Origin of the sequence: Streptomyces bobili (assembly GCF_002154575.1) — a bacterium.
Taxonomy (GTDB): Bacteria; Actinomycetota; Actinomycetes; order Streptomycetales; family Streptomycetaceae; genus Streptomyces; species Streptomyces bobili.
Genome location: NZ_MUBA01000124.1, coordinates 1 through 22,431, shown reverse-complemented (window position 1 = coordinate 22,431; position 22,431 = coordinate 1). Strand labels below are relative to the sequence as shown.

Below are 22,431 nucleotides of genomic sequence, written 5' to 3'. Positions count from 1 at the left end.
GATTCGGATCGGCGGTACGCTCCAATGTCGTGGCTGTTTCCCGGACCAATCTCGCGTGGGCGACACTGCTCGACGTCGGCCCCGCGGACGGCGGGCGGCGCCGCCTGCACGATCGGCTGGCGCACGCACTGCGCGCGGCGATACGGGACGGCCGGCTGGCCGAGGGCGCCGTCCTGCCACCGAGCCGAGCGCTCGCCGAGGAACTCGGCTGCTCCCGCTGGGTCGTGACGGAGGCGTACGGGCAACTCGTCGCGGAGGGCTACCTATCCGCCCGGGTGGGTTCCGCCACGCGCGTCGCATGGCTACCGGACGCCGCGCCGCCGGGTCCCCGGGTGCCGCGCGAACCGGCGCGGCCCCCGATCCGGTACGACCTCGCACCCGGCCTGCCCGACCTGCGGGCGTTTCCGCGCCGCCGCTGGGCGGACGCCGTACGGGCGGTCACCGGCTCGGCCGTCCACTACGACCTCGGCCTGCCGGACCCCGCCGGGCACGCGGAGCTGCGTACCACCGTCGCGCGGTACCTGCGGCGCTCGCGCGGCGCGGACACCGGCGCCGGGTCCGTGTCCGTGTGCGCGGGCGTCACCGACGCGCTGGTCCGTACGTGCCGGGCGCTGCGCGCCGAGGGGATCGCCGAGCTGGCGGTGGAGCAGCCGGGGTGGGGGCGGCTGCGGGACGCGGCGACCAGCGCCGGCCTGCGCGTGCATCCGGTGCCGGTGGACCATGACGGGCTTCGCGTCGACCGTCTCGCGCGAACGCCGGCGCGGGCCGTCGTCGTCGGCGCGGCACACCAGTTCCCCACCGGCACGGTGCTGTCCCCCGCGCGCCGCGCCCGTCTGGTGCGGTGGGCCCGCGACGTGGACGGATTCGTCATCGAGGACGACTACGACGCCGAGTTCCGCTACGACCGCCCCCCGGTCGCCGTCGTGCAGGGGATGGACCCCGGCCGGGTCTTCCTCCTCGGCTCGGTCAGCAAGACGCTGTCGCCGGCCCTCGGTCTGGGCTGGCTGGTCGCGCCACCGGCCATGACCCGGGCGCTCCGGGCGGCGAACCTCGTCGCCGCCGCACCGCCCGTGCTGGACCAACTCGCCCTCGCCGCCTTCATCGACCGCGGATGGTACGACGCCCACCTGCGCACTGCGCGGCGACGGTACCGGTCCCGCCGCGACCTGCTGATCCGGACCCTCGGTACCCAGGTGCCGGAGGCGCGGGTCACCGGTACCGCCGCCGGGCTGCACATCCTGCTGCACCTGCCGGACAGCACCGACACCCGCGGAACGGTCCGGGCGGCGGGCGCCGCCGGGCTGCGCCTGGCGGACCTCGACGACTATCGCGCGAACCGGCCGGCCGACCGGGCGCTCGTCCTGGGGTACGGCAACATCGGCGACACCGAGATCCCTGCGGCCGTCGCACTCCTGCGCGACGCCCTGCGTACGTCGGCGGAGCCTGAGGATCGTTGACGCCGGGCCGCTCGGAGCGGGCTCCACTCCGTCCTCACCGTCTGCGGATCACTCGCGCGGGCGGTGTCGCGGATCGGCCAGGGATGTCTCGACCGGTAGCGGAAAGACGTATGGGCGACCAGTCAGGAGGTTGTCGTGGCCGATGAGTTCGCCTTGGGAGAGGTCCTTGCCGCTGCGGAGGACGCCGCGCCGATGGACTCCGTCGATGTCGTGGCACGTTACGTGCAGAAGCGCTTCGGTGCCGTCTCGGTGTCCTTTCTGTTCCTGGATTTCGTCGGCCAGGAGCTCGTGCGGCTCGCCGCTGCCGACGATGCCGGAGCCGGCGGAACCAGCCCGGTTCGCATCCCCTTGCAGGGCAGCGTCCACCAACTGGTTCTCCGTGATCAGCGACTGCACCACGAGCAGGACGCCGAGGGCAGGCAGCGGGTCATCGCACCGGTCACCAACCGTGGCGACTGCATCGGTGTCCTGGAGATGACACTCCCCCACACCGACGGGGACGTGCTGCGAGACGTGTCGGAGGCCGCCCACACTCTCGCCTACATCATCGTCACCGACCGTCGCTTCACGGACGCGTACCAGTGGGGGCAGCGCACCACCGCGCTGACACTGGCGGCGGAGATCCAGCATCAGCTGCTTCCCTCCGCGTCCTGCTGCGAAGCGCCCCAGTTCACCCTCGCCTGCGCGCTCGTACCCGCGGACGACATCGGTGGCGACACCTACGACTACAGCCTGGACCGCGACGCCCTGCACCTGTCGCTGACCGACGCCATGGGCCACGACGTCGACTCGGCACTGCTGGCCACCCTGCTGCTCGGCGCCCTGCGCGGCGCCCGGCGCACAGGATGCCACGTCGCCGAGCAAGCGCGTCAGGCCCACCAGGCGCTGCTCGCCCACGGGCGCGGTGCCATGGCGACCGGGCAACTGCTCTGCGTCGACCTCACACGGGCGCGCATCGAACTCGTCAACGCCGGACATCCCTGGCCCCTGCGGCTGCGCGACGGCGTCGTGCAGGAGGTTCCCCTCTCCGTCAACCTGCCCTTCGGTGTCCCCTCCCCGGTCCCCTACCGCGTCCAGGAACTCGACCTGCGTCCCGGCGACCGGATCATCCTCCTCACCGACGGCATGCAGGACCGCGAAGCCGCCTCGGTCGACCTGCCCGTACTGCTTCGCCGGACCCGCCACCTGCACGCGAGACAGACGGTCCAAGAGCTGACGGAGGCGGTGAAGGACGCCTGCCACGGCCGTCCCCGGGACGACGCCAGCGTCATCTGCCTGGACTGGCACGGCGGGATCGGCGGTCACTGACACCACCGACGGCGTGCGCACCGGCTCGGAACGGCCGCCTGAAGTGCCCGGTGGCCGGCATGAGCGTACGGTTTCCAGTGGCGCAGGGGGCTGCCCTCCGCACAGGGAGAGGCGTGCTTCGGCGTGCTGCCCCGCGCCCTCCTCCCTCGCGGCGCGCACTGCCGCCGACCCCGGCCGATCAAGCGGAAGGTTTCCGTCATGGGCACAGTCACCATCGACGACGGCACCGTCATCTTCTACAAGGATTGGGGTCCCCGCGACGGTCAGCCGATCGTCTTCCACCATGGCTGGCCGCTGAGCGCCGACGACTGGGACAACCAGATGCTGTTCTTCCTGCAGCACGGCTACCGGGTGATCGCCCACGATCGCCGCGGTCACGGCCGCTCCACCCAGACGGCGACCGGCCACGACATGGACACCTACGCCTCCGACGTGGCCGCCCTCACCGACGCGCTCGACCTGCGGGGCGCCGTCCACATCGGGCACTCGACCGGCGGCGGCGAGGTCGCACGCTACGTCGCCCGCGCCGCACCGGGCCGGGTGGCGAAGGCCGTACTCGTCAGCGCCGTGACACCGATCATGGTCAAGTCGGACTCCAACCCGGGCGGCCTGCCGATCGAGACGTTCGACGGATTCCGTACGGCCGTCGCCACCAACCGCTCGCAGTTCTACGTCGAGGTCCCTTCGGGTCCGTTCTACGGCTTCAACCGGCCCGGCGCGAAGGTGTCACAGGGGCTGGTGGACAACTGGTGGCGACAAGGGATGATGGGCGCCGCCAACGCCCACTACGAATGCGTCAAGGCATTCTCCGAGACGGACTTCAACGAGGATCTCCGGCAGATCGACGTCCCCGTTCTCGTCGCTCACGGCACCGACGACCAGATCGTCCCCTACGCGGACGCGGCGCCGCTGGCGGTCAAGCTGCTGAGCGAGGGAACGCTGAAGACCTACGAAGGTCTCCCCCACGGGATGCTGTCGACCCACCCCGAGATCCTCAACCCCGACATCCTCGCCTTCCTGCGGTCGTAGACGTACCCGGATCCTGTCAGCCGAGTACCGGCCCGCCTGGCGCGGGCGGCTTCAGGTGTCGCGCCCTACGCCACGATCGGGTGCGCTCATGTCTCCCGTCCGGGGTGTGCCGTCGGCCAGCCCGTAGCGCAGAAACACCGTGCCGCTCGGGCCGGCCGCGGGCGGTTCGAGGAGGGTGACGTTCGTGGGCACCTCGCCACCGTCGAACACCTTCTTCCCGACGCCGAGCATGATCGGGTGCACCCAGAGGTCGAGACGGTCGAAGAGCTTCTCGCGCAGAAGGGTCTGCACCAGGTTCAGGCTCCCGACGACCTTCACCTGCTCGTGCCGGTCGCGGATCTCGCGCACCGCGCCGGCCAGGTCCGGGCCGAGCTGCGTGGACCCGGCCCACGAGAGGTCGGGCCTGCCGCGGGAGGCCACGTACTTCGGGACACTGTTGAAGAGGGTTGCGATCTCGTTGTCCTCGCCGCCCTTCTGGTGCGGCCAGTAGGAGGCGAAGAGGTCGTACGTCCGCCGGCCGAGCAGCAGGGCATCGGTGCCCTCGTACGCGGCGCCGATCTGCGCGCCGGCGACCTCGTCCAGCAGGGGCGCCTGCCAGCCGCCGAACGGGAACCCCTCCGGGTCCTCGTCCGGGCCGCCGGGCGCCTGCCCGACCATGTCGAGGGTGGCGAACAGCTCGATGTGGATGAGCCCCATGGCTTGCTCCCGATGAGTTGGTTGTCCCGTTCGGAAGATAGACCTGTGGGAGCCGGCAGACTCATCGCCGCGACGGCGACGGCTTCACATTCACCGTGCTCCGATCGCTGGAGGCCGCTGCCTCGATCGCTGCAGGCCGCCGCTCAGAAATCCTGCTGCACATCACGGTGCCGTCCGGACGGCACGTCCGGACTGCCCCAGGTGCGGACGACGACGTGATCGGTGAAGGCGTGCACCACGCGATAGGCGGGGGCGGCCTTCGCCTCGCGTCGCTGTGCCGTGATGTACTGCTCCGCCTCACGCCGGTCACGCCGGGGCGTGCCGCACAGTTGCCAGGCCTGGCCGTTCCACATCTCGGGCACCCACCGTTCCTGCGGCTGGGGGCGCTCCTCGCGGATGCCGTAACGCGACCGCACCCTGACCTCCCGCTCGACGGCCGGCGGACTGTAGACATCCTGGGATGTCGGCTTGGGCGCCGCTCTGCGCCGGGTCTCGCACAGCAGGCACAGATCCCGTGCGCTGTCGTCGACGGGGCCGGTCGGGTGCTCCTGGCAGCGCGTCGTCGGCTTCGGGCCGGTGATCGACTCGTCGAGGTGGGACAGGGCCCGGGTCAGGTCGGCCCGGATCTCGTGCAGCGCGACGTCCGGGGTGTCCCGCGACAGCTGTTCGCCGTGCTCGCCCAGGACCCGCAGGGCACGGCCCAGGGCCACCAGCTGCGCGTGGTTCACGTAACCCCTCCGTTTCGCTCTGTACCCTCGCGCCGTTCCGGCCGGGTGGGAGGTGTCAGCCTACGCGCCGCGGCGTGTCCCTCAGCATGCGCAGCAAGATCGCCTGCCACAGCTACGCGGCCCGACTGCCCTCAAGGACGAGGGCGGTCCACCTCGTTCAGCAGGGCCTCCACCAGGGCGGGTTGCAGGCCCAGGGCGAGGAAGGTCACCGTGGTGTAGTCGCGGCGTACGATCTCGATCCTGTGGAAGGCCAGAAGTACCGACTGGTTGCTGAGCCTGTTCACCTCTCTCACGTCGTCCCACCTCACCGCCTCCCGGACACGGCCGACGATGCTGGTGACGACCAGGCCGCCGGTGTAGAGGTGGCACCGGTTGAGGCCCCACCTCACCGTCGCACGAGCCCAGGCCGCTTTCAGGCCGAACAGCAGGAGGACCACGGCCACCGTCACGGCGCCCCTGACGAACGCGTCCCGCGGTCTGTACCAGATGAGCGCGCCGAGCAGGACGATGGCCAGCGCGACGAGACACCGCCGTGCCATCTGCGCGAGACCGCCCATCAGCCCTGCGACGGGGTAGCTGCCGCGCAGCTGGCCGAGGCCGAGGCTGCGCCCGATCCCTGGGCCGGATCCGGGTCCGCGTCCCGGGCCCGGTCCGGGTCCTGAGCCGTTCGTCCTCTGTCTCATGACATACCGCCTCGTGTAGGGCCGGGCTCGGGCCATCGCCGGGTCCGGGTGATGAGTTCAGCGAGCAGTCGGGTACGGGGAACCATGTGCGCGATGTCGACGTACTCGGTGTCGGCGTGGGCACCGCCGCCCACCGCGCCCAGGCCGTCCAGCGTGGGACAGCCCACCGCCGCGGTGTAGTTGCCGTCCGAGGAGCCACCGACGGCGATCCCCCGCGGGGGCTCCTGGCCCAGTTCGGCGGCGAGCCGTGCGGCCAGGGCGAACAGTTCGGCGGAGGACTCCGGTTCCATGGGCGGCCGTTGCCCGCCGCCCCGTACCTCCAGCCGGGCTCCGGGTGTGCGGGCGGTGAGGCCTCGTATGCGTGTGTCGATCCGGTCCTGCGCCGCCGTGGTCGGCACGCGCACATCCACCGACACCCGTGCCAGCGCGGGCACCGTGTTGCGTGTGCTGCCCGCCGACAGCAGGGTGGGCGTGACCGTGGCGGCTCCCAGGGCGGGGTGAGAGGCACCGTCCGAGTCGGTGACATCCGCGGGGGCCGTCGTGGCCCCGATTCCCGCGACGGCCAGCACCTGATGGGCGGCCTCGACCGCCGCGTTGACCCCCTTGTGGGGTTCGAGACCGGCGTGCGCGGCCCTGCCGTGCACCACCACCTCGTACCGCGACGTGCCCTTGCGTGCCGTCTTGAGCGCGCCCCGCTCGTCCGCGGACGCCTCCAGCACGAAGGCCGCCGCGGACCGCCGCGCGGTGTCCTCGATCAGCCGCCGGGAGGTCGGGGAACCGACCTCCTCATCCCCGGTGACCAGCAGGCACACACCGTCCGGTGACGGCAACGAGGCGAGCGCGTGGAACAGTTGCACCAGGCCCGCCTTCATGTCCAGCACCCCGGGACCGCGCGCCGTCCCGCCGGCCAGCGACCAGGGGTGGGTCCGCAGCGAGCCCATCGGCCAGACCGTGTCGTGGTGGCCCAGCAGCAGGACCCGCGGAGTGCCGAAGGCCCACCGCAGATGGGTCACTCCCTCGATCACGATGGTCTCCGGTTCCGCCCCCAGCAGCCGCGTGCCGAGGGCGGTCACCACGTCGGCGCTGCGCGCCACGGCGGCGTGGTCGGCCGAGAAGGACTCGCAGCACACGAGCTCCTCCAGATCGGCCAGCATTGTCGTCAACAACACCTGCTCCTCACGGATATGACGCTCCATCACTATGGCCGCTGCCCGGTCCCCCGGGCCGGGCGGCGCCGTGCAGCCGACGTTAGAAGTGCGCCAGGCATTCCACCAGCGACTAGATTGCATGGGATCAATGAGTGGCAGGAATGGGTGGAGGACCGTGTTCGAGACCGACGCACTGCGACTGCTCGTGGCCGTGGCCGAGACCGGGTCGTTCACCGGAGCGGCCGCCCGGCTCAACTACACGCAGTCCGCGGTGTCCCGGCGGATCGCCACGTTGGAGCAGCAGGCGGGCGGCGCCTTGTTCGAGCGGCTCCCGCGGGGCGTACGGGCCACTCCGGCAGGCCGGGCGCTGCACCGGCACGCCGTGGAGGTCCTCGACCGGCTGTCCCGGGCCGAGCACGAACTGGCCGTACTGCACACGGGTCATGGCGGACTGCTGCACGTGGGCGCGTTCGCCACCGCCAACATCTCGCTGCTGCCCACCGCCCTGCGGGCGCTCCGCGAGACCAGGCCGGAGGTCGAGGTCGTCGCCGTCGAGGGCCCGACCGACACCCTGCTGCGGCGCCTGGCGGACGCGACCCTGGACATCGCCGTCGTCAGCGACTACCCGTCCGGATTGCCGCAGGCCGACGGCGTGACGACCACCGTCCTGTGCGAGGACGAACTCCTCGTCGCACTCCCCCGCGAACACCGCCTCGCCGGTGCGGAGACGGTCGACCTGCGCGAACTGCGCGACGAGGCCTGGCTGCAGAGTGCCTACGGCGACCGTCCCACCATGCTCGCCGACGCCTGCACACGAGCGGGCTTCACCCCCCGGAAGATCATCCGCATCGCGGAGTGGGCGGGCAAGTTCGGTTACGCCGGCGCGGGCCTGGGCGTCGCACTGGTCCCCTCACTCGCCGCCCGAGCGGTCCCCGAGGGACTCGTCCTGCGCCACCTCTCCGACCCCGCCCTCCGCCGGACCGTGCACGTCGCGCTGCCCCTCACCCCACTCCCGGCGGCCCTGGAACTGCGCGAACTGCTCCACGCCACCACATCCCCGTGACCGGCCGCCGCCCCGACCACAGCACGTAGGGGGACGCCTGCCCCGAGCAGGGGGGCCGTCGCGCGCACGTCCGGGGTGATCTCGACCTTCACAGCCCTGCCCTGCCGTTCGGATGCGGGGGCAAGGGGCACCATTCCCAGTGAGTGCTCGGCGCCGCGCCCGCCCCGTCCACGACGGGAGCGGGACCGGACATCACCCACGGGCAGTGAGATGCGGACACCTCCGGCGCATCACTCCTGCAGGAGCAGGCGGCACGTCTCCCCCGGCTCGACGCTCACGGACCGGTCGGCGAGTTGGACGTCGATGGGCGAGCGGTCCGACGGCGGCACCTCGATCTCCAGCTGCCCGTGCCGCAGTCGCAGCCGCACACCCCAGTGGCCCTGGTAGCGGAGGGCGAACCCGTACGAGGACAGTTCCGGCAGCGGCACCGGGTCGAGCCACAGGGCTCCCTCCCGGGTCTCCAGTCCGGTCAGCCCGCGCTGCACGAGGTCGAGGGTGCCTGCCATGGCGCCCAGGTGGATGCCCTCGCCGGTCGTCCCGCCCTGGACGTCCGCGATGTCTCCGCGCAGGGCCTCCTGGCAGAACGTCCATGCCTCGGCGCGCCTGGCCCTGGCCAGGATCCAGCCGTGGACCAGGCCGCTGAGCGTGGAGCCGTGGCTGGTGCGTCCCAGGTAGTAGTCGACCGTGCGCAGCCAGGTGTCGTCGTCCAGCCGGTGCCCCAGGCGATGGAACAGCGCTCGCAGTTCGGCGGGGGAGAACAGATAGCCGAGCATCAGTACGTCGGCCTGCTTGGACGCCTTGTAGCGGTTGACGGTGTCGCCCTCGGCCTCCAGGATCCGGTCCAGGCGCCGGATGTCGTCGTACCGCTTGCGGTAGTCCTCCCAGTCGAGTTCGGCGAGATCGCCGTAGCCCTCGAACTGACTGATGACGCCGTCGTGGAAGGGCACGTAGAGCGTGCGTGAGACGTCCTCCCACTGCTCCAGTTCACCGCCGTCCAGGCCGGTGCGCTCGGCCAGTTCGCGGCGGCGCGGCTCGGGCAGGGCGCGCAGCACCTCCAGGGTGCGGGTGAGCACCCACGCGGCCGTGATGTTGGTGTAGGCGTTGTCGTCGAGGCCGGGATCGGGCGTGTCCGGGTAGGCGTCGTGGTACTCGTCGGGCCCCATCACACCCAGGATGCGGTGCCGTCCGAGGCTCTCGTCCCAGGTGGCGGAGTCGGCCCAGAAGCGGGCGATCTGCAGGAGCGTCTCGGCGCCCTTGGTGTGCAGGAACTCGGCGTCCCCACTGGCCTCGCAGTACTGCCACACGTTGTACGCGATCGCCGAACCGACGTGGTGTTGCAGGTGGGAGTGGTCGGGCAGCCAGCGTCCGGAGCGCGGGTTGAGGTGCAGCCGCTGTGTCTCCTCGCGCCCGTCGCTCCCGCTCTGCCAGGGATACCGGGCACCGCGTCGGCCGATCGCGCGCGCGGCCGAGCGGGCCTGCCCCAGGCGGCGATGGCGGTACTCGAGCAGGGCGCGCGACACCTCGGGGAAGTGGAGGTTGAGGTAGGGCAGCACGAACAGTTCGTCCCAGAACACGTGCCCGCGGTACGCCTCACCGTGCAGCCCCCGGGCCGGGACGCCGACGTCCAGTTCGGCGGTGTGCGGCGACAGGGTCTGGAGCACATGGAAGAGATGCAGCCGCAGGATGGCTCCCGGCTCCCCCGGCACGTCGATGTCGGCCCGCCGCCACAGCTGGTCCCAGGCCGTCAGGTGCGCTTCGAGCAGTTCGTCGAAGGCGGGGGCCTCGCGTACGCGCTCGACCGCCGCTTGCAGGGGGTCGCTGATCGCGCGGTCGTGAGAGGTGTGCAGGGCCACCGTCTTGTCGACGGTGGCGGTCCGCCCGGCGGTCAGAGCCAGGCCGATCTCCTGTACGGCGCGCGACTGCTCGAACCGCGCGACGACCGGGACGTCGCCCGACGTGAAACGGGCCGCCATGCCGACGCGGATGTCGGAGGTACGGGTGCGGCAGCGCAGCCACACCGTGTCCGCGGTGCCGGTGCCGGTCCGCATGTGGGTGAGGTGGTGGCCGTCCAGATCGCGGTACCGCGGCACGCCGGCGTTGGTGACGCCACCGTCGAGTGCGGCCTCGACCTCCAGGCCGGCGGAGTGACCGTCGAGAGTGAACTCGGTCCGCATCGCGGCCAGATGGGGGTCCGCCATGTGCACGAGCCGCTGCTGCCGCACCGTCAGTACGTGGTCGGCGTCCACGCCGTACCGGGTCCGCCGCTCCAGGAGGCCTGACGCGAGGTGCAGCACGACGCGGTGTTCGAGGACCGTGGTCGTGTCCGGGGTGAGCCACTGCCCTTCCTCGAGCCGGAAACGCAGAGGCAGCCAGTTGGGGAGGTTGACCATGTCCTCGTTCTCGACGAGGCGACCCGCGACCTCGGAGGTCAGCCGGTTGTAGCAGCCGGCCGCGTAGGTGCCCGGATAGTGCACGCCGTCCGCTGCGCACTCCGGGAACGCGCCACGGGTGGCGAAATAGCCGTTGCCCAGCGTGCAGAGCGATTCCCTGAGCGGCTCCTGGCCGGGGTCGTAACCCGTGTACTCCCACGTCCGGCCCGGTGCGGCGACCTCGCGTCCTTCAGCCGGCTGTCCGCGGTCGTGGGGGTCGGGAGTGCCGCCCGCCGGTCCGCTCGTGGTGCCGGACCGGCGGGACGCACCCGTCCATTCGGGGAACGGTGCCACGGTCTCCTCCGCCTCCCTCACGTTCGGCCGGGTGGGGCGTTCACACTCGCTGCGGTACGACCGTCACCGGGCACCGCGCATGGTGCCGGAGCGTGTGGCCCGCTCACCCGGCCGAGCTGCAGGCCGAGGCGACCCGCCCTGCGCCCCGAGGCGACGCGAGGCGACGCGACGATCACAGGATCGGCGGCGGCCGACCGCTCGACGAGTACCTTGGCGGCGGCCCTTCAACCGTCGTCCGGCGCACCCGGACGCTTGGATGCCCGCCCATCGCCTCGCACAGCAGTTCGTCGAGCAGGGCGGAGGCGCCTTCCTCGCGGTGACGGGGCAGTTCCGCGGCCGGGGCCGATGCCCGGACAGGCGCCCTGGGACCACCGCGGGCGACGGGCACGTCGCGCTCGCTCGAAGCGACTGCCGGGATGCCCACAGCGTTGTCCGTGACCGTGAGGCGCACCTCGTTGGCGTCGGTCTCCAGCACGACCTCGGCACGGTCGGCACAGGCGTGCCGGGCGATGTTCGTCAGTCCTGCACACCGTCCAGGACCAACAGCCCCTGGCGCAGCCCGACCATCACTCCCCCGGTCCTGACCACATCCGCCGGCACCAGCGGCAGGTCTTCAAACACGCCGCTGCCGCCGTCTGAGAGCGGACGGTCCGCACGGCAGGGCGGGCGGCGTGCCCCGTTCCGCCGGCTCGACGGCGGCACAGCCGCAGCCGGGGTCCGGTCCTGCGGCAGCAGCTCGGAGACCTGCTGCCGGTTCCACGCCGCCTCCCGCCGCAACCACTACTTGCTGACGGCGAAGCGCATCAGGGCGTGTTCGTCACCCTGCTTGATCTTTCCCGTCACATTGATCACTTCGAGCTTCCAGCTGTCGCCCACCCGCACGGCCTTGGCCACGGCGCAGCCGTTGTCCTGGGTGAGGAGGCTGGGCCAGATGTCGGCGACCTGCTGCGCGCTGCCGCCGGAGGCGTCGTACACCTTGAAGCTGATGTTGCGGGCCTTCTGGAAGGAGCTTCCCTTCTTGAAGGCGGCGGCGACGAACACGATCGACGTGACGTTGCGCGGGACCCCCGCGAATTCGACGGTCACCGTCTCGTCGTCGCCGTCGCCGCGCCCGGTCTGGTTGTCGCCGCTGTGGACCAGGGCACGGTTGCCCAAGGGGTCCAGCGAGTCGAGGCCCGCCAGGCGCACCGGCTCCGCGCCCTGCATCGCGATCGCGATCAGGTCGAGGTCGGTGCCCGCCTTCCGGCGCAGGACGCCCAGGACGCCGCCGCTGGTGCCGGCGGTGGGGTCCCAGGACACTCCGATGGACAGGTGGGTCACTCCGTCGAGATCAGCCGGGCCGTCTTCTTTGGTCAGCGTCAACATGCGTGGATCATCCTCTTGCAGAAGGGACTACTACACGCAGAGTCTGCCTGGTGGCGCGGCGGTTCCAGAACACGGGTACCGATCCGCGTGTACGGACACCTCACCGGTCCACCGCGGGCAGCCGGGCGAGGCCGGTGTCGAGCATGATGCGGTCGATCGTCTCGTGCAGGGCGCTGTCGGCGCCGATGACGGTCTCCGTGCCGCCGGGGAGGAGGTCGCCCGGCCGGTACCAGTCGCGCAGTCGGGCCTCGTCGACGTCGTCGGCGATCGGTTTGGTGGCGTGCCGGGTGAGGGTTTCGGCGAACGGCACGTCCAGGTAGTAGCCGTGCGTCGGCCCACGGTGGTCGGCGCGCAGTCGGGCGAGCATGTCGCCGTAGTGGTCGGCGTAGAGGATGCCTTCCACGACGACGTGGTAGCCGGCATCGAGGGCGTAGCGGGCGGTCAGGTCGATCAGGCCGATGTTCGCCGCTCCCGGCCGGTCGCGCTCGCGGAGCACAGTACGGCGGAGGTTGTCCTGGCCGACCAGAGCCAGGCCACGGCCGAACCTGTCACGCAGTCCGGCCGCGACGGACGACTTCCCCGACGCGCTGTTGCCCCGCAGGACCACCAGCCGGGTCTCTTCTGTCCCCACGAACATGGCGTCACGCTATCGGCACGGTGCGGTGGGGCCGCCGGTCCCCTCAGCCCTTGATCGAGAAGAAGACGGTGTCCATCGTCCAGCCGTGCCGCAGAGCGGTCTGCCACTCGTCGTGCTCGGTCTGGAGGCTTCCGGCGAGTTGCTGCAGTTCGTACCGGAAGTCGTCGGCCACCCGGTCCATGACCGCGCGGTAGGCGTCCGCCGCCGGCTTGGCGCGGTCCAGGGGCAGACGGCCTATCTCCGGGGAGCCGTCGACCGGGTGTGGGATGGGGAACGGGATCCCGTCGGGCGGACCGGCGTAGAGGAAGGTGCCCGGGAGCAGTTCCGTGGGGACGTCGAGGCGGCGCAGTTCGTCGTCGAGCAGCCCGAAGAAGGTGCCCGGCCTGGAGAAGACGCCCAGGTCGTACGGGTCGGAGGCGTGGTTGTCGATGATGTGCTGCAACGCGCTGTAGTAGGTGTTGCCCGCGTAGGCGGCGTCCGAGTCGGCCCGGCCCGCGAGGAGGTGGTCCAGAGCTTCGGGGATCGTCAGTCCGTAGTCGATGTCCTGTCGGTCCAGGTCGAGTTGGTGCTGCTCGCAGGACTTGCGGATGTGGCCGAGGAGACGCTGCTGATCGGCGGTCAGTGGTCCGGCGCTCAGGAAGGCGACGACGCGCCGGGTGTCGGCGACGCTGTACGAGATCACTTTGCTCATGGCCCCATGATGACAACCACCACTGACATTCGGCTCCGCCCCTCCGGCGTCACGTCAACACCCGTGGCGCCGAAGGCGCTTACGTGTCCTCCACGGCTCGCCGGGCGACTCTTCGCTGTTACTGTCGCGCCATGTCGAAGAGCGAGATAGACGTGGTGACCGCCGAGTTCTTCGCGGCCTTCGACAACCGGGGCGGCGGGGCTGCCGACGTGGCCCGGATCCGTCGTCTCGTTCTTCCGGGCGGCGTGATCGTCAAGACCGGCCCGGAGTTCACGGCGTACACCGTGGAGGAGTTCATCGAGCCCCGTGAGCGGTTGCTGGCCGGGGGTCGGCTGGTCGAGTTCTCCGAGTGGGAGACCTCCGAGCGGACCGAGATCGCGGGCGACATCGCGTCGCGGTTCGGCGAGTACCGCAAGTCCGGGACTCTGGACGGCGAGCCGTTCGAGGGAGGCGGGACCAAGACGATCCAGTTCGTCCGCACCCCTCAGGGCTGGCGGATCTCGGCGTTCGCCTGGTACGACCACCCCTGACCGTCTGCGGGTGAGTACGTCCAGCCGCCTCATGCGGTGAGAGTCCCTGGCCGGTGGCTGCCGCGATCGGCAAGGGTTTTGATGATCGACCACCTCGCGTGCAACCCGTTCCAGAAGCTGCCCGAAGCGGCCGCACACCTCGACGCCCTTGTCGCGCTCGCACGCCACCCCGACATCGCAGTCAAGGCGACGGGCGTACCGGGCATGGCCACGGAGCCGTACCCGTTCGCCGACACCCACGGTGTACTGCGGCGGGTCTTCGACGCGTTCGGTGCCGAGCGGATGTTCCGGGGTACCGACATCACGCGTCTTCGCTGCTCGTGGCGGGAGGCGGTGACGATGTTCACGGAGGAGTTGCCCTGGCTGCGGGGCCGCGACCTGGAGCTGGTCATGGGCCGCACGGTGGCCGACTGGATCGGCCGGCACTGAGCGGCGGAACGGTCGCCGCCCGCCCTGCCGCCGCACGTGCGGCCGGGCTCAGTGCTCCGTGACGTCCTCGGGCTCCTGCGCGGCGTCGAGCCTGGCCGAGGTCCGGGGAAGCGGCTCCTCCAGGGTGCGCCCGCCGGGCAGGTCGTCGATCGGGCCGCGGTGGACGCCCCGGAACTCGTCGAGTACTACGCCCGTCTGGGAGCCGTGCGCGCAGGAGCGCCGAGGCGTGAGGACCGCACAGATCGTCACCGCCGTCCTGCTGGCCCTGGTCTTTCTGCCCCTGGGCCTCGCGGAGATCGCCGCCGTACCGGTCATGCGGCAGGTCACCGGGGCTGTACCGGGTCGTCGGCGCTCTGGAGGTCGCCGGGGCCGCCGGGCTGCTCGCGGGCCTGGCCTGGGGTCCCGCACGGGGTGGGGATCAGGTGCTCAGCCGGCGGACGGCGGACAGGCTCGGCATGAAGAAGCACTCCCCGCCGAGCAGGGTGCTGAAGGAGTGGACGCCCTGCACCCGGCGGGGAGATCCCGAGGCCGCCGTCTCCCGCCTCCGGACCCTGGTCAGCCGCCAGGACCCTGCGGATAGGTCTGGACGATGTACGTCCAGCGCGCCGCACCCACCGTCAGGAAGATCAGGGACGGCGCCAGCCACCAGCGGCCGAGAGTCCCTTGCCGTACGGGGACCAGGGCGAGCAGGGAGGTGATGACGCCGAGCACGATCAGCAGGGCTGACGCGAACTCGATGGCCGTCAGCGTCTGTTCGTCCCAGTCCCCCAGCGGCTGTGTCACCAGTGCCCCGTAAGCGACATAGGCGTTGCACAGGTTCGCGAGGACGAGGGTCACTCCCCACGGCCCTCGCAGCAGGCCGGTCACTTCGGGGAACTCCTCGCGTCGTCCAGGTTTCTGTCGAAGCCGCGGCCGTAGGCCTGGGCGTCGTCATTCTGCCTATAGGGTCCAGGAACTCGGCCTGGTAGGGGCAGGCCGGCACGGTCCGCCCCCGGGCCTGGCGTACGCGGACGAGCGCCTGCCGGAACACCTGGGCGGCCGGGTCCTGACCGGCGCAGGCGGCGGCGACCTTCGTGTGGATGAGGACCCGCTGCCCGCCGCCGTCGGACCAGGGTCAGCCGCGCGGAGGGTTCCGGCGTGGTGTGAGGACGGCGTTGGGCAGGGCGGGTGCGGGAAGCCGGCTGCCCGGATAGCCCTCGACCTGGCCGAAGCGGTCGGAGGAGGCTTCCCAGTCCGCTCGGGCGCGGACGATGTCCTCGTGGCTTCGGCCGATGAAGTTCCACCACATGATGATCTCCTCCTCGAAGGGAGGGCCGCCCAGCAGAACGGTCCGGGCCGGGTCCCGCGACTCGTTCACCAGCGTCAGGGCAGCGGCGCCGGTCGGCACGTAGCCCAGTTCGGCCGGGCGCAGCAGGGTGCCGGACAGCCGGACGTCGCCGCTGTCGACGAGGAGGCCGTGTTCGAAGGCGGTGTCCACGGTGAGGCCGACCGACGCACCCGGTTCGAGGATGATCTCGGCGCCGAGGAGGGGGGTGAAGGTCCGTACCGGTGAGACGGTCCCGGCGAGTTCCCCGAGGAAGACCCTGATCTCGGCGCCGTCGACCCGTACGGGCTCGGGGACGTGGTGCTGGAAGTCCCGCTCGGTGCTCCGGTGTTCCCCGGGCAGCGCCACCCACAGCTGGACGCCGTGGAGAACGGTGGTGGCCGGGGTGGAGACCTCCGAGTGGGCGATGCCGTGTCCACCCGTCATGAGGTTCATCTCGCCCGGCCTGATGAGCGCATGGGTGCCCAGGCTGTCGCGGTGCTCGATCTCCCCGCTGAACAGCCAGCTCACTGTCTGGAGTCCGGTGTGCGGATGGGGTGCGACGTCCATGCTGTGCCCGGTCGCCACCTCGACGGGGCCGTAGTGATCGGCGAAGCACCATGCTCCGATCAGGGTCCGGGCCCGCTGGGGCAGCGTTCGCCGCACGCGCATCGCCCGTGGCCCGCCGAGTGGCACGTCCCGGGCGGCCAGCACATCGACCCTGGACGCCGTGTCGGTGGGCTCCCCGGCGTCGGTCCGGGCACCACACTTCAGCTCCACGGGTTCGGTTTCCACATTGCTCACCGGGACCACCTCCTGCGATCATCTAGTTGTTGCATCAACTATCATGCCATGCCTCCTGGGCGCCGGGCTCGCACGCGGCCGGGCGACGCGCGGTGAGCAAATCCCCATGGTGACCGATGCGTTGGCGCACTATCTATCGGGTACGCGTACGGCCCCTGCCGTGCAGGAGCCAACTCGACATCAGCAGAGAGGCCACCATGCCCGCCGAACTGTCCGACAGCCTCAAGGCGCTCCTCGACTCCCCCGTCTTCATCACCGTCGCCACCCTCCAGCCCGACGGCAGCCCGCAGGTGTCCCCGGTGTGGGTGAAGCGGGACGGTGACGACGTGCTGTTCTCCACGACCGTCGACCGCCAGAAGTACAAGAACCTCACGCGTGACCCCCGGGTCACCTTCGTCGTGCAGCCCGCCGACTCGCCGTACACGTACGCCGAGGTCCGCGGCACCGCGGAGATGAGCACCGAAGGCGCCCGGGAACTGATCGACGAGCTGTCGGTCAAGTACACCGGCAAGCAGTACGCGGACTTCAACCCGGCCTCGGTCAACGACGCCGACCGCGTGATCGTGAGGATCAAGCCGCGCAAGGTGGTCGGAGCCTTCTGACGGTCCGCCGGGGCGGCCCCGGCATCGTGCGGGGCCGCCCCTGTGCCGGTTCACCACTGCGCGACAAGCGGCGCGTCCGGCCCGTGCCGCCGCCAGGATGCGGTGAGGCGGACCAGGCGGGCGGGGGCGGCGATGCCGCGCACGGTGGCGATCCTGCCGTGGGCGATGTCGAACGTCACCGCGCCGACGACCTGGTCGCCGAGGACGAAGAGGATGGCCGGGGCGCCGTTGACCGACGCGTAGTGGACGGCGGGCGAGCCGCCGGCCAGCCGCCGTTTCGCGGGGGTGGCTTTGAAGCCGGCCCGTGCGACGGCGGCGACGCGCTGCGGAGTGTCGTACCGCAGCAGCTTCTCGGTCAGTCCCGCGCCGTCGGAGATCGCGGTCACGTCGTCGGTGAGCAGCGCCACCAGCCGTTCGGTGCGGCCCGAGGAGGCGGCGGCGAAGAACTCCTCGACGATCCTGCGAGCGGACGCCGGGTCGGCCTCGCCGCCGCGGCGCGCGGCGGTGACGCGGCGCCGGGCCCGGTGGAGGTGCTGCTGACTGGCGGACTCGGTGATGTCGAAGATCTCGGCGATCTCGGCGTGGCTGTGGGAGAACGCCTCGCGCAGGAGATAGACGGCCCGTTCGAGTGGCGTCAGGCGCTCCATGAGCGTCAGCACGGCCAGGGAGACCGATTCGCGCTGCTCGAAACGGTCGGCCGGGCCGAGCATCGGGTCGCCGTCGAGGAGCGGTTCGGGCAGCCAGGCGCCGACGGTGCGTTCACGGCGGGCCTGTGCCGAGCGGAGCCGGTCGAGGCAGAGGTTGGTGACGACCTTGGTCAGCCATGCCTCCGGCACCCTGATCCGCTGCCGGTCGGCGGCCTGCCAGTGCAGGAAGGCGTCCTGTACGACGTCCTCGGCGTCGGTGGCGGAGCCAAGGAGCCGGTAGGCCAGCGAGGCCAGCCGGTTGCGGCCGGCCTCGAACCTGCTGGTGTCGAAGTGATCGATGGCGGTGCCGTCCACGCCGACCACCCTAGGCGGCGACACGGTTCACGGCGGACGCGTCCTGCGCGGCGGCCAGGCGGCGCCGACGCTTGGGCAGACCGAAGGTCGGGTGCGAGGTGGCCCACAGCGACCCCCTGAGGATGGCCGCCTTGATCCGCGCGGCCTTCCTGCCGCCCATGTACTTCGGCTTCGCCTGCGCCGCGTCGTCGACCAGCTGCAGGATCCCGTCCCGCCTGCCGAGGCTGATGTGGTTGGCCAGGTACTCCAGCTTGACGTTCGAGATCTTTCCGCCGGTCAGGCGTGCCACGATCGCGGCCGTAGCCTGCATACCGGTGTAGCCGGCCGAAGCGCAGGACATCGGCAGCGGCAGGCCGTTGTCGCCGACGGCGTGGACACTGTCGCCGACGGCGTAGACGTGCGGGTGCGAGACCGACCGCATGGTGCGGTCGACGACGATCCGGCCGTCCTCGGTGACCTCCAGCCCGCCGATGGCGGCGATGGGGCTGACCGCGAACCCGGCGGTCCACACGGTCGCGTCGGACGCCAGGGTGCTGCCGTCGGCGCAGAGCACCCGCGTTTCCTCCACCGCTTCGACGCCGGCGTGCTCCCTTACGGTGATGCCCAGCCGTTCGCAGGCCTGGCGCAGATGGCGGCGGGCTCCGGCGGAGAGCCGGGCGGCCAGCTCCCCCCGGGCGACCAGCGTCACCGAGAGTCCGGGCCGGGATTCGGCGATCTCGGTGGCGGTCTCGATGCCGGTCAACCCGTCGCCGACGACCACCACGTTCCCGCCTTCGCCCCGCCTGCCCAGACGGTCCAGGCGTTCGCGCAGGCGCAGTGCCGAGGGCCGGCCGGCGACGTCGAAGGCGTGCTCGGCCACGCCGGGGACGCCGTGGTCGGCGACGTGGCTGCCGAGGGCGTAGACAAGCGTGTCGTAGTCCAGCTCACCGCCTCCGTCCGCGTCGGCCACGGCGACGACCCGGCGCTCGGGGTCCACGGCCGTGACCCGGGCCTGCCGCAGCCGTATCCCCGTGCCCGCGAAGACGTCGGCGAGGCTGGGGGCCTCGATCCGCTGGCCGGCCGCGAGCTGGTGCAGCCGCAGTCGCTGGACGAAGTCCGGCTGGGCGTTGACCACGGTGATCTCGATGTCCTCCGCGGACAGCCGACGGGCCAGCGCCCCGGCCACGTGGGCCCCGGCATAGCCGGCGCCGAGGACGACGATGCGGTGCTTCATGTCTCGCTCCTGTCGGTTCGCTTGTTCCCGGAACCTGAGCGGAACAGCGCCCCGATTACTGACAGGAACCGCATGTGGCCTGCGTCACAGAGGAGCGCCGAAGATTTCATCCCGGAGAACTTCATCTCGGAGAATGGGCGGATAGGGCAATAAGGGGCACCTGGAGCGATGCGCCCCGCAGGGCGCGCAGGGGTGAGCACAGTGAGCGGTTACGGCTTCTTCCGGTACGAGGGAGGGGACGACTTCTCGTCTCCGGCGCGGACAGCAGCGGCGGCCGTCGACGAGGAAGGCAGGGTCGCCGCGTGGAGTCCCGGCGCGCAACTGCTCCTGGGGTACGCCCCGCAGGAGGTCGTAGGCCGTGAGGTGACCGCTCTGCTCGCGGACGCTCCCCCGGACCTCGCCCCGTACTCTCTCGCACGGCGGGAGGTGTGGGCGGGCCGGGTCACGCTGCGGGATCGGGCCGGGCGTCCGGTCCAGGCCGACCTGCGGGCCTGCCCGCTGCTGGACGCCGACGGACACACGCAGTGGTTCGTCCAGGCCCTCCTGCCGCCGGAGAGCGGCAACACGGTCGCCCTGGCGCTGCAGCACAGCCTTCTCCAGCATCCGGTGCCCGTCCAGCAGGCCGTGGAGACCGCGGTGCGCTACCTGCCCGCCGACCCCCAGGCGGGCGTCGGCGGGGACTGGTTCGACGTCATCCCGCTGTCGGGGGCGCGGGTGGCGCTGGTGGTCGGCGATGTCGTCGGTCATGGCGTCCACGCCTCGGCCGCCATGGGCCGGCTGCGCACCGCCGTCCGCGCCCTCCCCGACGTGGACCTGTCCCCTGACGAGTTGCTGGCCGCCCTCGACCACCTCATCCTCGACGAGTGGCGCGACGGGCTGGAGTCCGGGGAGATCGGCGCCACGTGCCTGTACGCGGTCTACGATCCCGTCACCTGCCGCTGCTCGGCGGCCGGCGCCGGCCATCCGGGTCCGGCGCTGGTCGCTCGGGACGGCACCACGGTCTTCGTGGACGTGGAGCCGGGACCCCCGCTGGGGGTGGGCGGCGTGCCCTTCGAAGCCGTGGACTTTCCCGTCACCGAGGGCAACCTGCTCGTGCTCTACACCGACGGTCTGGTCGAGGCGCGCGACCATGACATCCGCACCGGTCTCGACACCCTGCGCAGGGCGCTCGCCCGGCCCGGCCCATCCCTGGAGTCCCTCTGCGACGGCATCCTGCGCACCTTGCTGCCGGGCCCGCCCGGCGACGACGTCGCACTGCTCACCGCTCGCACGCACGCGCTGGACGCCTCTCACGTGGCGTCCTGGGAGATCCCGCCGGACCCGGCCTCGGTAGCCGACGCACGCCGGCGGGCCACGGCCCAGCTGACGCGCTGGGGGGCTGCGGGAGGCGGCTCTGTCCACCACCGAGCTGATCGTCAGCGAACTGGTCACCAACGCCATCAGGCACGCCCACACCCGATCGGGCTGCGTCTGATCCACGACGGCACGCTCATCTGCGAGGTGTCCGACTCCAGCAGCACCTCACCGCATCCGCGCCGGGCGCACGCGTTCGACGAGGGCGGTCGCGGCCTGTTCCTGGTCGGCACGCTCTGCGAGCGGTGGGGAACCCGGCACACGCCGCGCGGCAAGACCATCTGGACCGAACAGCCCCTCGCACCGCACGACACGGAGCAGGTCTCCTTCGCGGTGGATGCCTGACCTGAGCGAGAGGCGACCGTGGCTCCGAGGAGGCCGTGGCTCCGGGGAGGTTTGCCCATGGCCGCGGATGGCAACGCGAGGGAGCGGCGCAGGCGCGCGCGGGGCCGGTCGCCGGACGGCCTCGGGTGGTCGCCCGCTTCGTCGGGCACCGTCATCTGTCACGGGTCCGGGACGCGGACGGAGGAGAGGATCATGACACGGGCAGTGGGAATCGACCTCGGGACGACGAACTCGGTGGTGTGTGTGCTGGAGGGCGGTGAGCCCACGGTCATCACCAACACGGAGGGAGCGCGCACCACCCCCTCGGTGGTCGCCTTCTCCAAGACCGGCGAAGTGCTGGTCGGCGAGGTGGCCAAGCGTCAGGCGGTCACCAACGTGGAGCGGACCGTGCGCTCGGTCAAGCGCCACATGGGCGAGGCGCAGTGGCGGTTCCCGGACAGCGGCAGCGTCGACGGCAAGCGGTACACGGCGCAGGAGATCTCCGCCCGCGTGCTGCAGAAGCTCAAGCGCGACGCGGAGTCGTATCTCGGTGAGGACGTCACGGAGGCCGTCGTCACCGTCCCGGCGTACTTCAACGACTCCCAGCGCACCGCGACCAAGGAGGCCGGGGAGATCGCCGGCCTGAAGGTGCTGCGGATCATCAACGAGCCCACCTCCGCCGCCCTGGCCTACGGTCTCGACAAGGAGAACGACCAGACGGTTCTCGTCTTCGACCTCGGTGGCGGCACCTTCGACGTGTCGCTCCTGGAGATCGGTGAGGGCGTGGTCGAGGTCAAGGCCACCAACGGCGACACGCATCTGGGCGGCGACGACTGGGACCAGCGGATCGTCGACCACCTGGCCCAGCAGTTCAAGAACAACTACGGCATCGACCTGACCAAGGACAAGATGGCCGTGCAGCGGCTGCGCGAGGCCGCCGAGCGGGCCAAGATCGAGCTGTCCTCCTCCTCCGAGACGACGATCAACCTGCCGTACGTCACCGCCTCGGCCGAGGGCCCGCTGCACCTGGAGGAGAAGCTCACCCGCGCCCAGTTCCAGCAGCTGACCGGAGATCTGCTGGAACGCTGCAAGGGGCCCTTCCACCAGGCGATCAAGGACGCAGGGATCAAGGTCGGCGACATCGACCACGTCATCCTGGTCGGCGGCTCGACGAGGATGCCGGCGGTGACCGAACTCGTGCGGGAGCTGACCGGCAAGGACCCGCACAAGGGCGTGAACCCGGACGAGGTCGTCGCCATCGGCGCCGCGTACCAGGCAGGTGTCCTCAAGGGTCAGGTCAAGGACGTCCTGCTCCTCGACGTCACCCCGCTGTCCCTGGGCATC

The 22,431-nt window shown here is 71.3% G+C and carries 21 protein-coding genes and 4 pseudogenes; 10 read left to right on the top strand and 15 right to left on the bottom strand.

Features of this window, described 5'->3' with window-relative positions:
- The first annotated feature begins 29 nt into the window (after nt 1-29).
- From pdxR to BZL64_RS11370, 3 genes are all read left to right on the top strand, one after another.
- The gene (gene pdxR, locus BZL64_RS11380) at nt 30-1,457 is read left to right on the top strand and encodes a MocR-like pyridoxine biosynthesis transcription factor PdxR (protein ID WP_244205303.1); all 1,428 of its coding nucleotides are present in this window, start codon (nt 30-32) and stop codon (nt 1,455-1,457) included.
- A gap of 192 nt (nt 1,458-1,649) precedes the next feature.
- A complete protein-coding gene (locus BZL64_RS11375; protein WP_086768688.1) occupies nt 1,650-2,765 on the top strand; it encodes a PP2C family protein-serine/threonine phosphatase in 1,116 nt (371 codons plus the stop codon).
- 198 nt (nt 2,766-2,963) lie between these two features.
- A complete protein-coding gene (locus BZL64_RS11370) occupies nt 2,964-3,794 on the top strand; it encodes an alpha/beta fold hydrolase (RefSeq protein ID WP_086768664.1) in 831 nt (276 codons plus the stop codon).
- 51 nt (nt 3,795-3,845) lie between these two features.
- Here the strand turns inward: BZL64_RS11370 and BZL64_RS11365 are convergent, their stop codons facing one another.
- The 4 genes from BZL64_RS11365 to BZL64_RS11350 form a co-directional block, all read right to left on the bottom strand.
- Nucleotides 3,846-4,490 (bottom strand): dihydrofolate reductase family protein, encoded by a 645-nt coding sequence (locus BZL64_RS11365; RefSeq protein ID WP_086768662.1) that lies wholly within the window; start codon nt 4,488-4,490, stop codon nt 3,846-3,848.
- A gap of 143 nt (nt 4,491-4,633) precedes the next feature.
- Entirely contained in the window at nt 4,634-5,218 is a 585-nt protein-coding gene (locus BZL64_RS11360) for a hypothetical protein (protein ID WP_086768660.1), read from the bottom strand.
- Nucleotides 5,219-5,349: 131 nt separating this feature from the next.
- Nucleotides 5,350-5,901: a hypothetical protein gene (locus BZL64_RS11355; RefSeq protein WP_143663081.1), complete on the bottom strand. Its 552-nt coding sequence runs from the start codon at nt 5,899-5,901 to the stop codon at nt 5,350-5,352.
- Nucleotides 5,898-7,055 (bottom strand): M20/M25/M40 family metallo-hydrolase, encoded by a 1,158-nt coding sequence (locus BZL64_RS11350; RefSeq protein ID WP_086768656.1) that lies wholly within the window; start codon nt 7,053-7,055, stop codon nt 5,898-5,900. The genes BZL64_RS11355 and BZL64_RS11350 overlap by 4 nt, the downstream gene beginning before the upstream one ends.
- Before the next feature lie 169 nt (nt 7,056-7,224).
- Here BZL64_RS11350 and BZL64_RS11345 point away from each other — a divergent pair, with 169 nt between their 5' ends.
- Nucleotides 7,225-8,112 carry a LysR family transcriptional regulator gene (locus BZL64_RS11345; protein WP_086768654.1) on the top strand — a complete coding sequence of 296 codons (888 nt, stop codon included), beginning with the start codon at nt 7,225-7,227 and terminating at the stop codon, nt 8,110-8,112.
- A gap of 230 nt (nt 8,113-8,342) precedes the next feature.
- Here BZL64_RS11345 and BZL64_RS11340 read toward each other — a convergent pair whose 3' ends face one another.
- From BZL64_RS11340 to BZL64_RS11320, 5 genes and pseudogenes are all read right to left on the bottom strand, one after another.
- Nucleotides 8,343-10,835, bottom strand: coding sequence for a glycoside hydrolase family 65 protein (locus tag BZL64_RS11340; protein WP_086768686.1), 2,493 nt, complete (start codon nt 10,833-10,835; stop codon nt 8,343-8,345).
- 412 nt (nt 10,836-11,247) lie between these two features.
- Nucleotides 11,248-11,355, bottom strand: a pseudogene (locus tag BZL64_RS42350) (ATP-binding protein); the annotation flags it as partial.
- Between the two features lie 260 nt (nt 11,356-11,615).
- Nucleotides 11,616-12,200: a TerD family protein gene (locus BZL64_RS11330; RefSeq protein ID WP_086768652.1), complete on the bottom strand. Its 585-nt coding sequence runs from the start codon at nt 12,198-12,200 to the stop codon at nt 11,616-11,618.
- Nucleotides 12,201-12,300: 100 nt separating this feature from the next.
- Nucleotides 12,301-12,837, bottom strand: a complete 537-nt coding sequence (locus BZL64_RS11325) for an AAA family ATPase (RefSeq protein ID WP_086768650.1) — start codon at nt 12,835-12,837, stop codon at nt 12,301-12,303.
- A gap of 43 nt (nt 12,838-12,880) precedes the next feature.
- Nucleotides 12,881-13,528 carry a DUF7691 family protein gene (locus tag BZL64_RS11320; protein ID WP_086768648.1) on the bottom strand — a complete coding sequence of 216 codons (648 nt, stop codon included), beginning with the start codon at nt 13,526-13,528 and terminating at the stop codon, nt 12,881-12,883.
- Nucleotides 13,529-13,659: 131 nt separating this feature from the next.
- Between BZL64_RS11320 and BZL64_RS11315 the strand changes: the two genes are divergently transcribed.
- Entirely contained in the window at nt 13,660-14,058 is a 399-nt protein-coding gene (locus BZL64_RS11315) for a nuclear transport factor 2 family protein (protein ID WP_086768646.1), read from the top strand.
- Nucleotides 14,059-14,139: 81 nt separating this feature from the next.
- Complete coding sequence (locus BZL64_RS11310) at nt 14,140-14,487, top strand: hypothetical protein (RefSeq protein ID WP_086768644.1); 348 nt, start codon at nt 14,140-14,142, stop codon at nt 14,485-14,487.
- A 48-nt stretch (nt 14,488-14,535) separates the two neighbouring features.
- Here BZL64_RS11310 and BZL64_RS39510 read toward each other — a convergent pair whose 3' ends face one another.
- The 4 genes and pseudogenes from BZL64_RS39510 to BZL64_RS11295 all read right to left on the bottom strand — a co-directional run bounded on the left by BZL64_RS39510 (nt 14,536) and on the right by BZL64_RS11295 (nt 16,594).
- Nucleotides 14,536-14,736, bottom strand: a complete 201-nt coding sequence (locus BZL64_RS39510) for a hypothetical protein (RefSeq protein WP_143663079.1) — start codon at nt 14,734-14,736, stop codon at nt 14,536-14,538.
- Nucleotides 14,737-15,042: 306 nt separating this feature from the next.
- Nucleotides 15,043-15,354, bottom strand: a complete 312-nt coding sequence (locus BZL64_RS39805) for a hypothetical protein (RefSeq protein WP_158101522.1) — start codon at nt 15,352-15,354, stop codon at nt 15,043-15,045.
- A 91-nt stretch (nt 15,355-15,445) separates the two neighbouring features.
- Nucleotides 15,446-15,580: pseudogene (locus BZL64_RS42025) on the bottom strand (GNAT family N-acetyltransferase); the annotation flags it as partial.
- A gap of 21 nt (nt 15,581-15,601) precedes the next feature.
- Entirely contained in the window at nt 15,602-16,594 is a 993-nt protein-coding gene (locus BZL64_RS11295; RefSeq protein ID WP_167396123.1) for a pirin family protein, read from the bottom strand.
- 197 nt (nt 16,595-16,791) lie between these two features.
- On the opposite strand from BZL64_RS11295, the gene BZL64_RS11290 reads away from it, so the two are divergent.
- Nucleotides 16,792-17,196, top strand: a complete 405-nt coding sequence (locus BZL64_RS11290) for a PPOX class F420-dependent oxidoreductase (protein WP_086768641.1) — start codon at nt 16,792-16,794, stop codon at nt 17,194-17,196.
- A 50-nt stretch (nt 17,197-17,246) separates the two neighbouring features.
- Here BZL64_RS11290 and BZL64_RS11285 read toward each other — a convergent pair whose 3' ends face one another.
- Both BZL64_RS11285 and BZL64_RS11280 read right to left on the bottom strand, forming a co-directional pair.
- A complete protein-coding gene (locus BZL64_RS11285) occupies nt 17,247-18,197 on the bottom strand; it encodes a sigma-70 family RNA polymerase sigma factor (RefSeq protein ID WP_208639420.1) in 951 nt (316 codons plus the stop codon).
- A 10-nt stretch (nt 18,198-18,207) separates the two neighbouring features.
- Nucleotides 18,208-19,410, bottom strand: coding sequence for an NAD(P)/FAD-dependent oxidoreductase (locus BZL64_RS11280; protein ID WP_086768637.1), 1,203 nt, complete (start codon nt 19,408-19,410; stop codon nt 18,208-18,210).
- Nucleotides 19,411-19,578: 168 nt separating this feature from the next.
- Between BZL64_RS11280 and BZL64_RS41075 the strand changes: the two are divergent.
- The 3 genes and pseudogenes from BZL64_RS41075 to dnaK form a co-directional block, all read left to right on the top strand.
- Nucleotides 19,579-19,932: pseudogene (locus BZL64_RS41075) on the top strand (PAS domain-containing protein); the annotation flags it as partial.
- A gap of 48 nt (nt 19,933-19,980) precedes the next feature.
- Nucleotides 19,981-21,108 (top strand): annotated as a pseudogene (locus BZL64_RS11275) (ATP-binding SpoIIE family protein phosphatase); the annotation flags it as partial.
- A gap of 192 nt (nt 21,109-21,300) precedes the next feature.
- Nucleotides 21,301-22,431 (top strand): molecular chaperone DnaK (gene dnaK / locus BZL64_RS11270; RefSeq protein WP_086768682.1); only part of this gene is annotated, 1,131 nt, incomplete at its 3' end.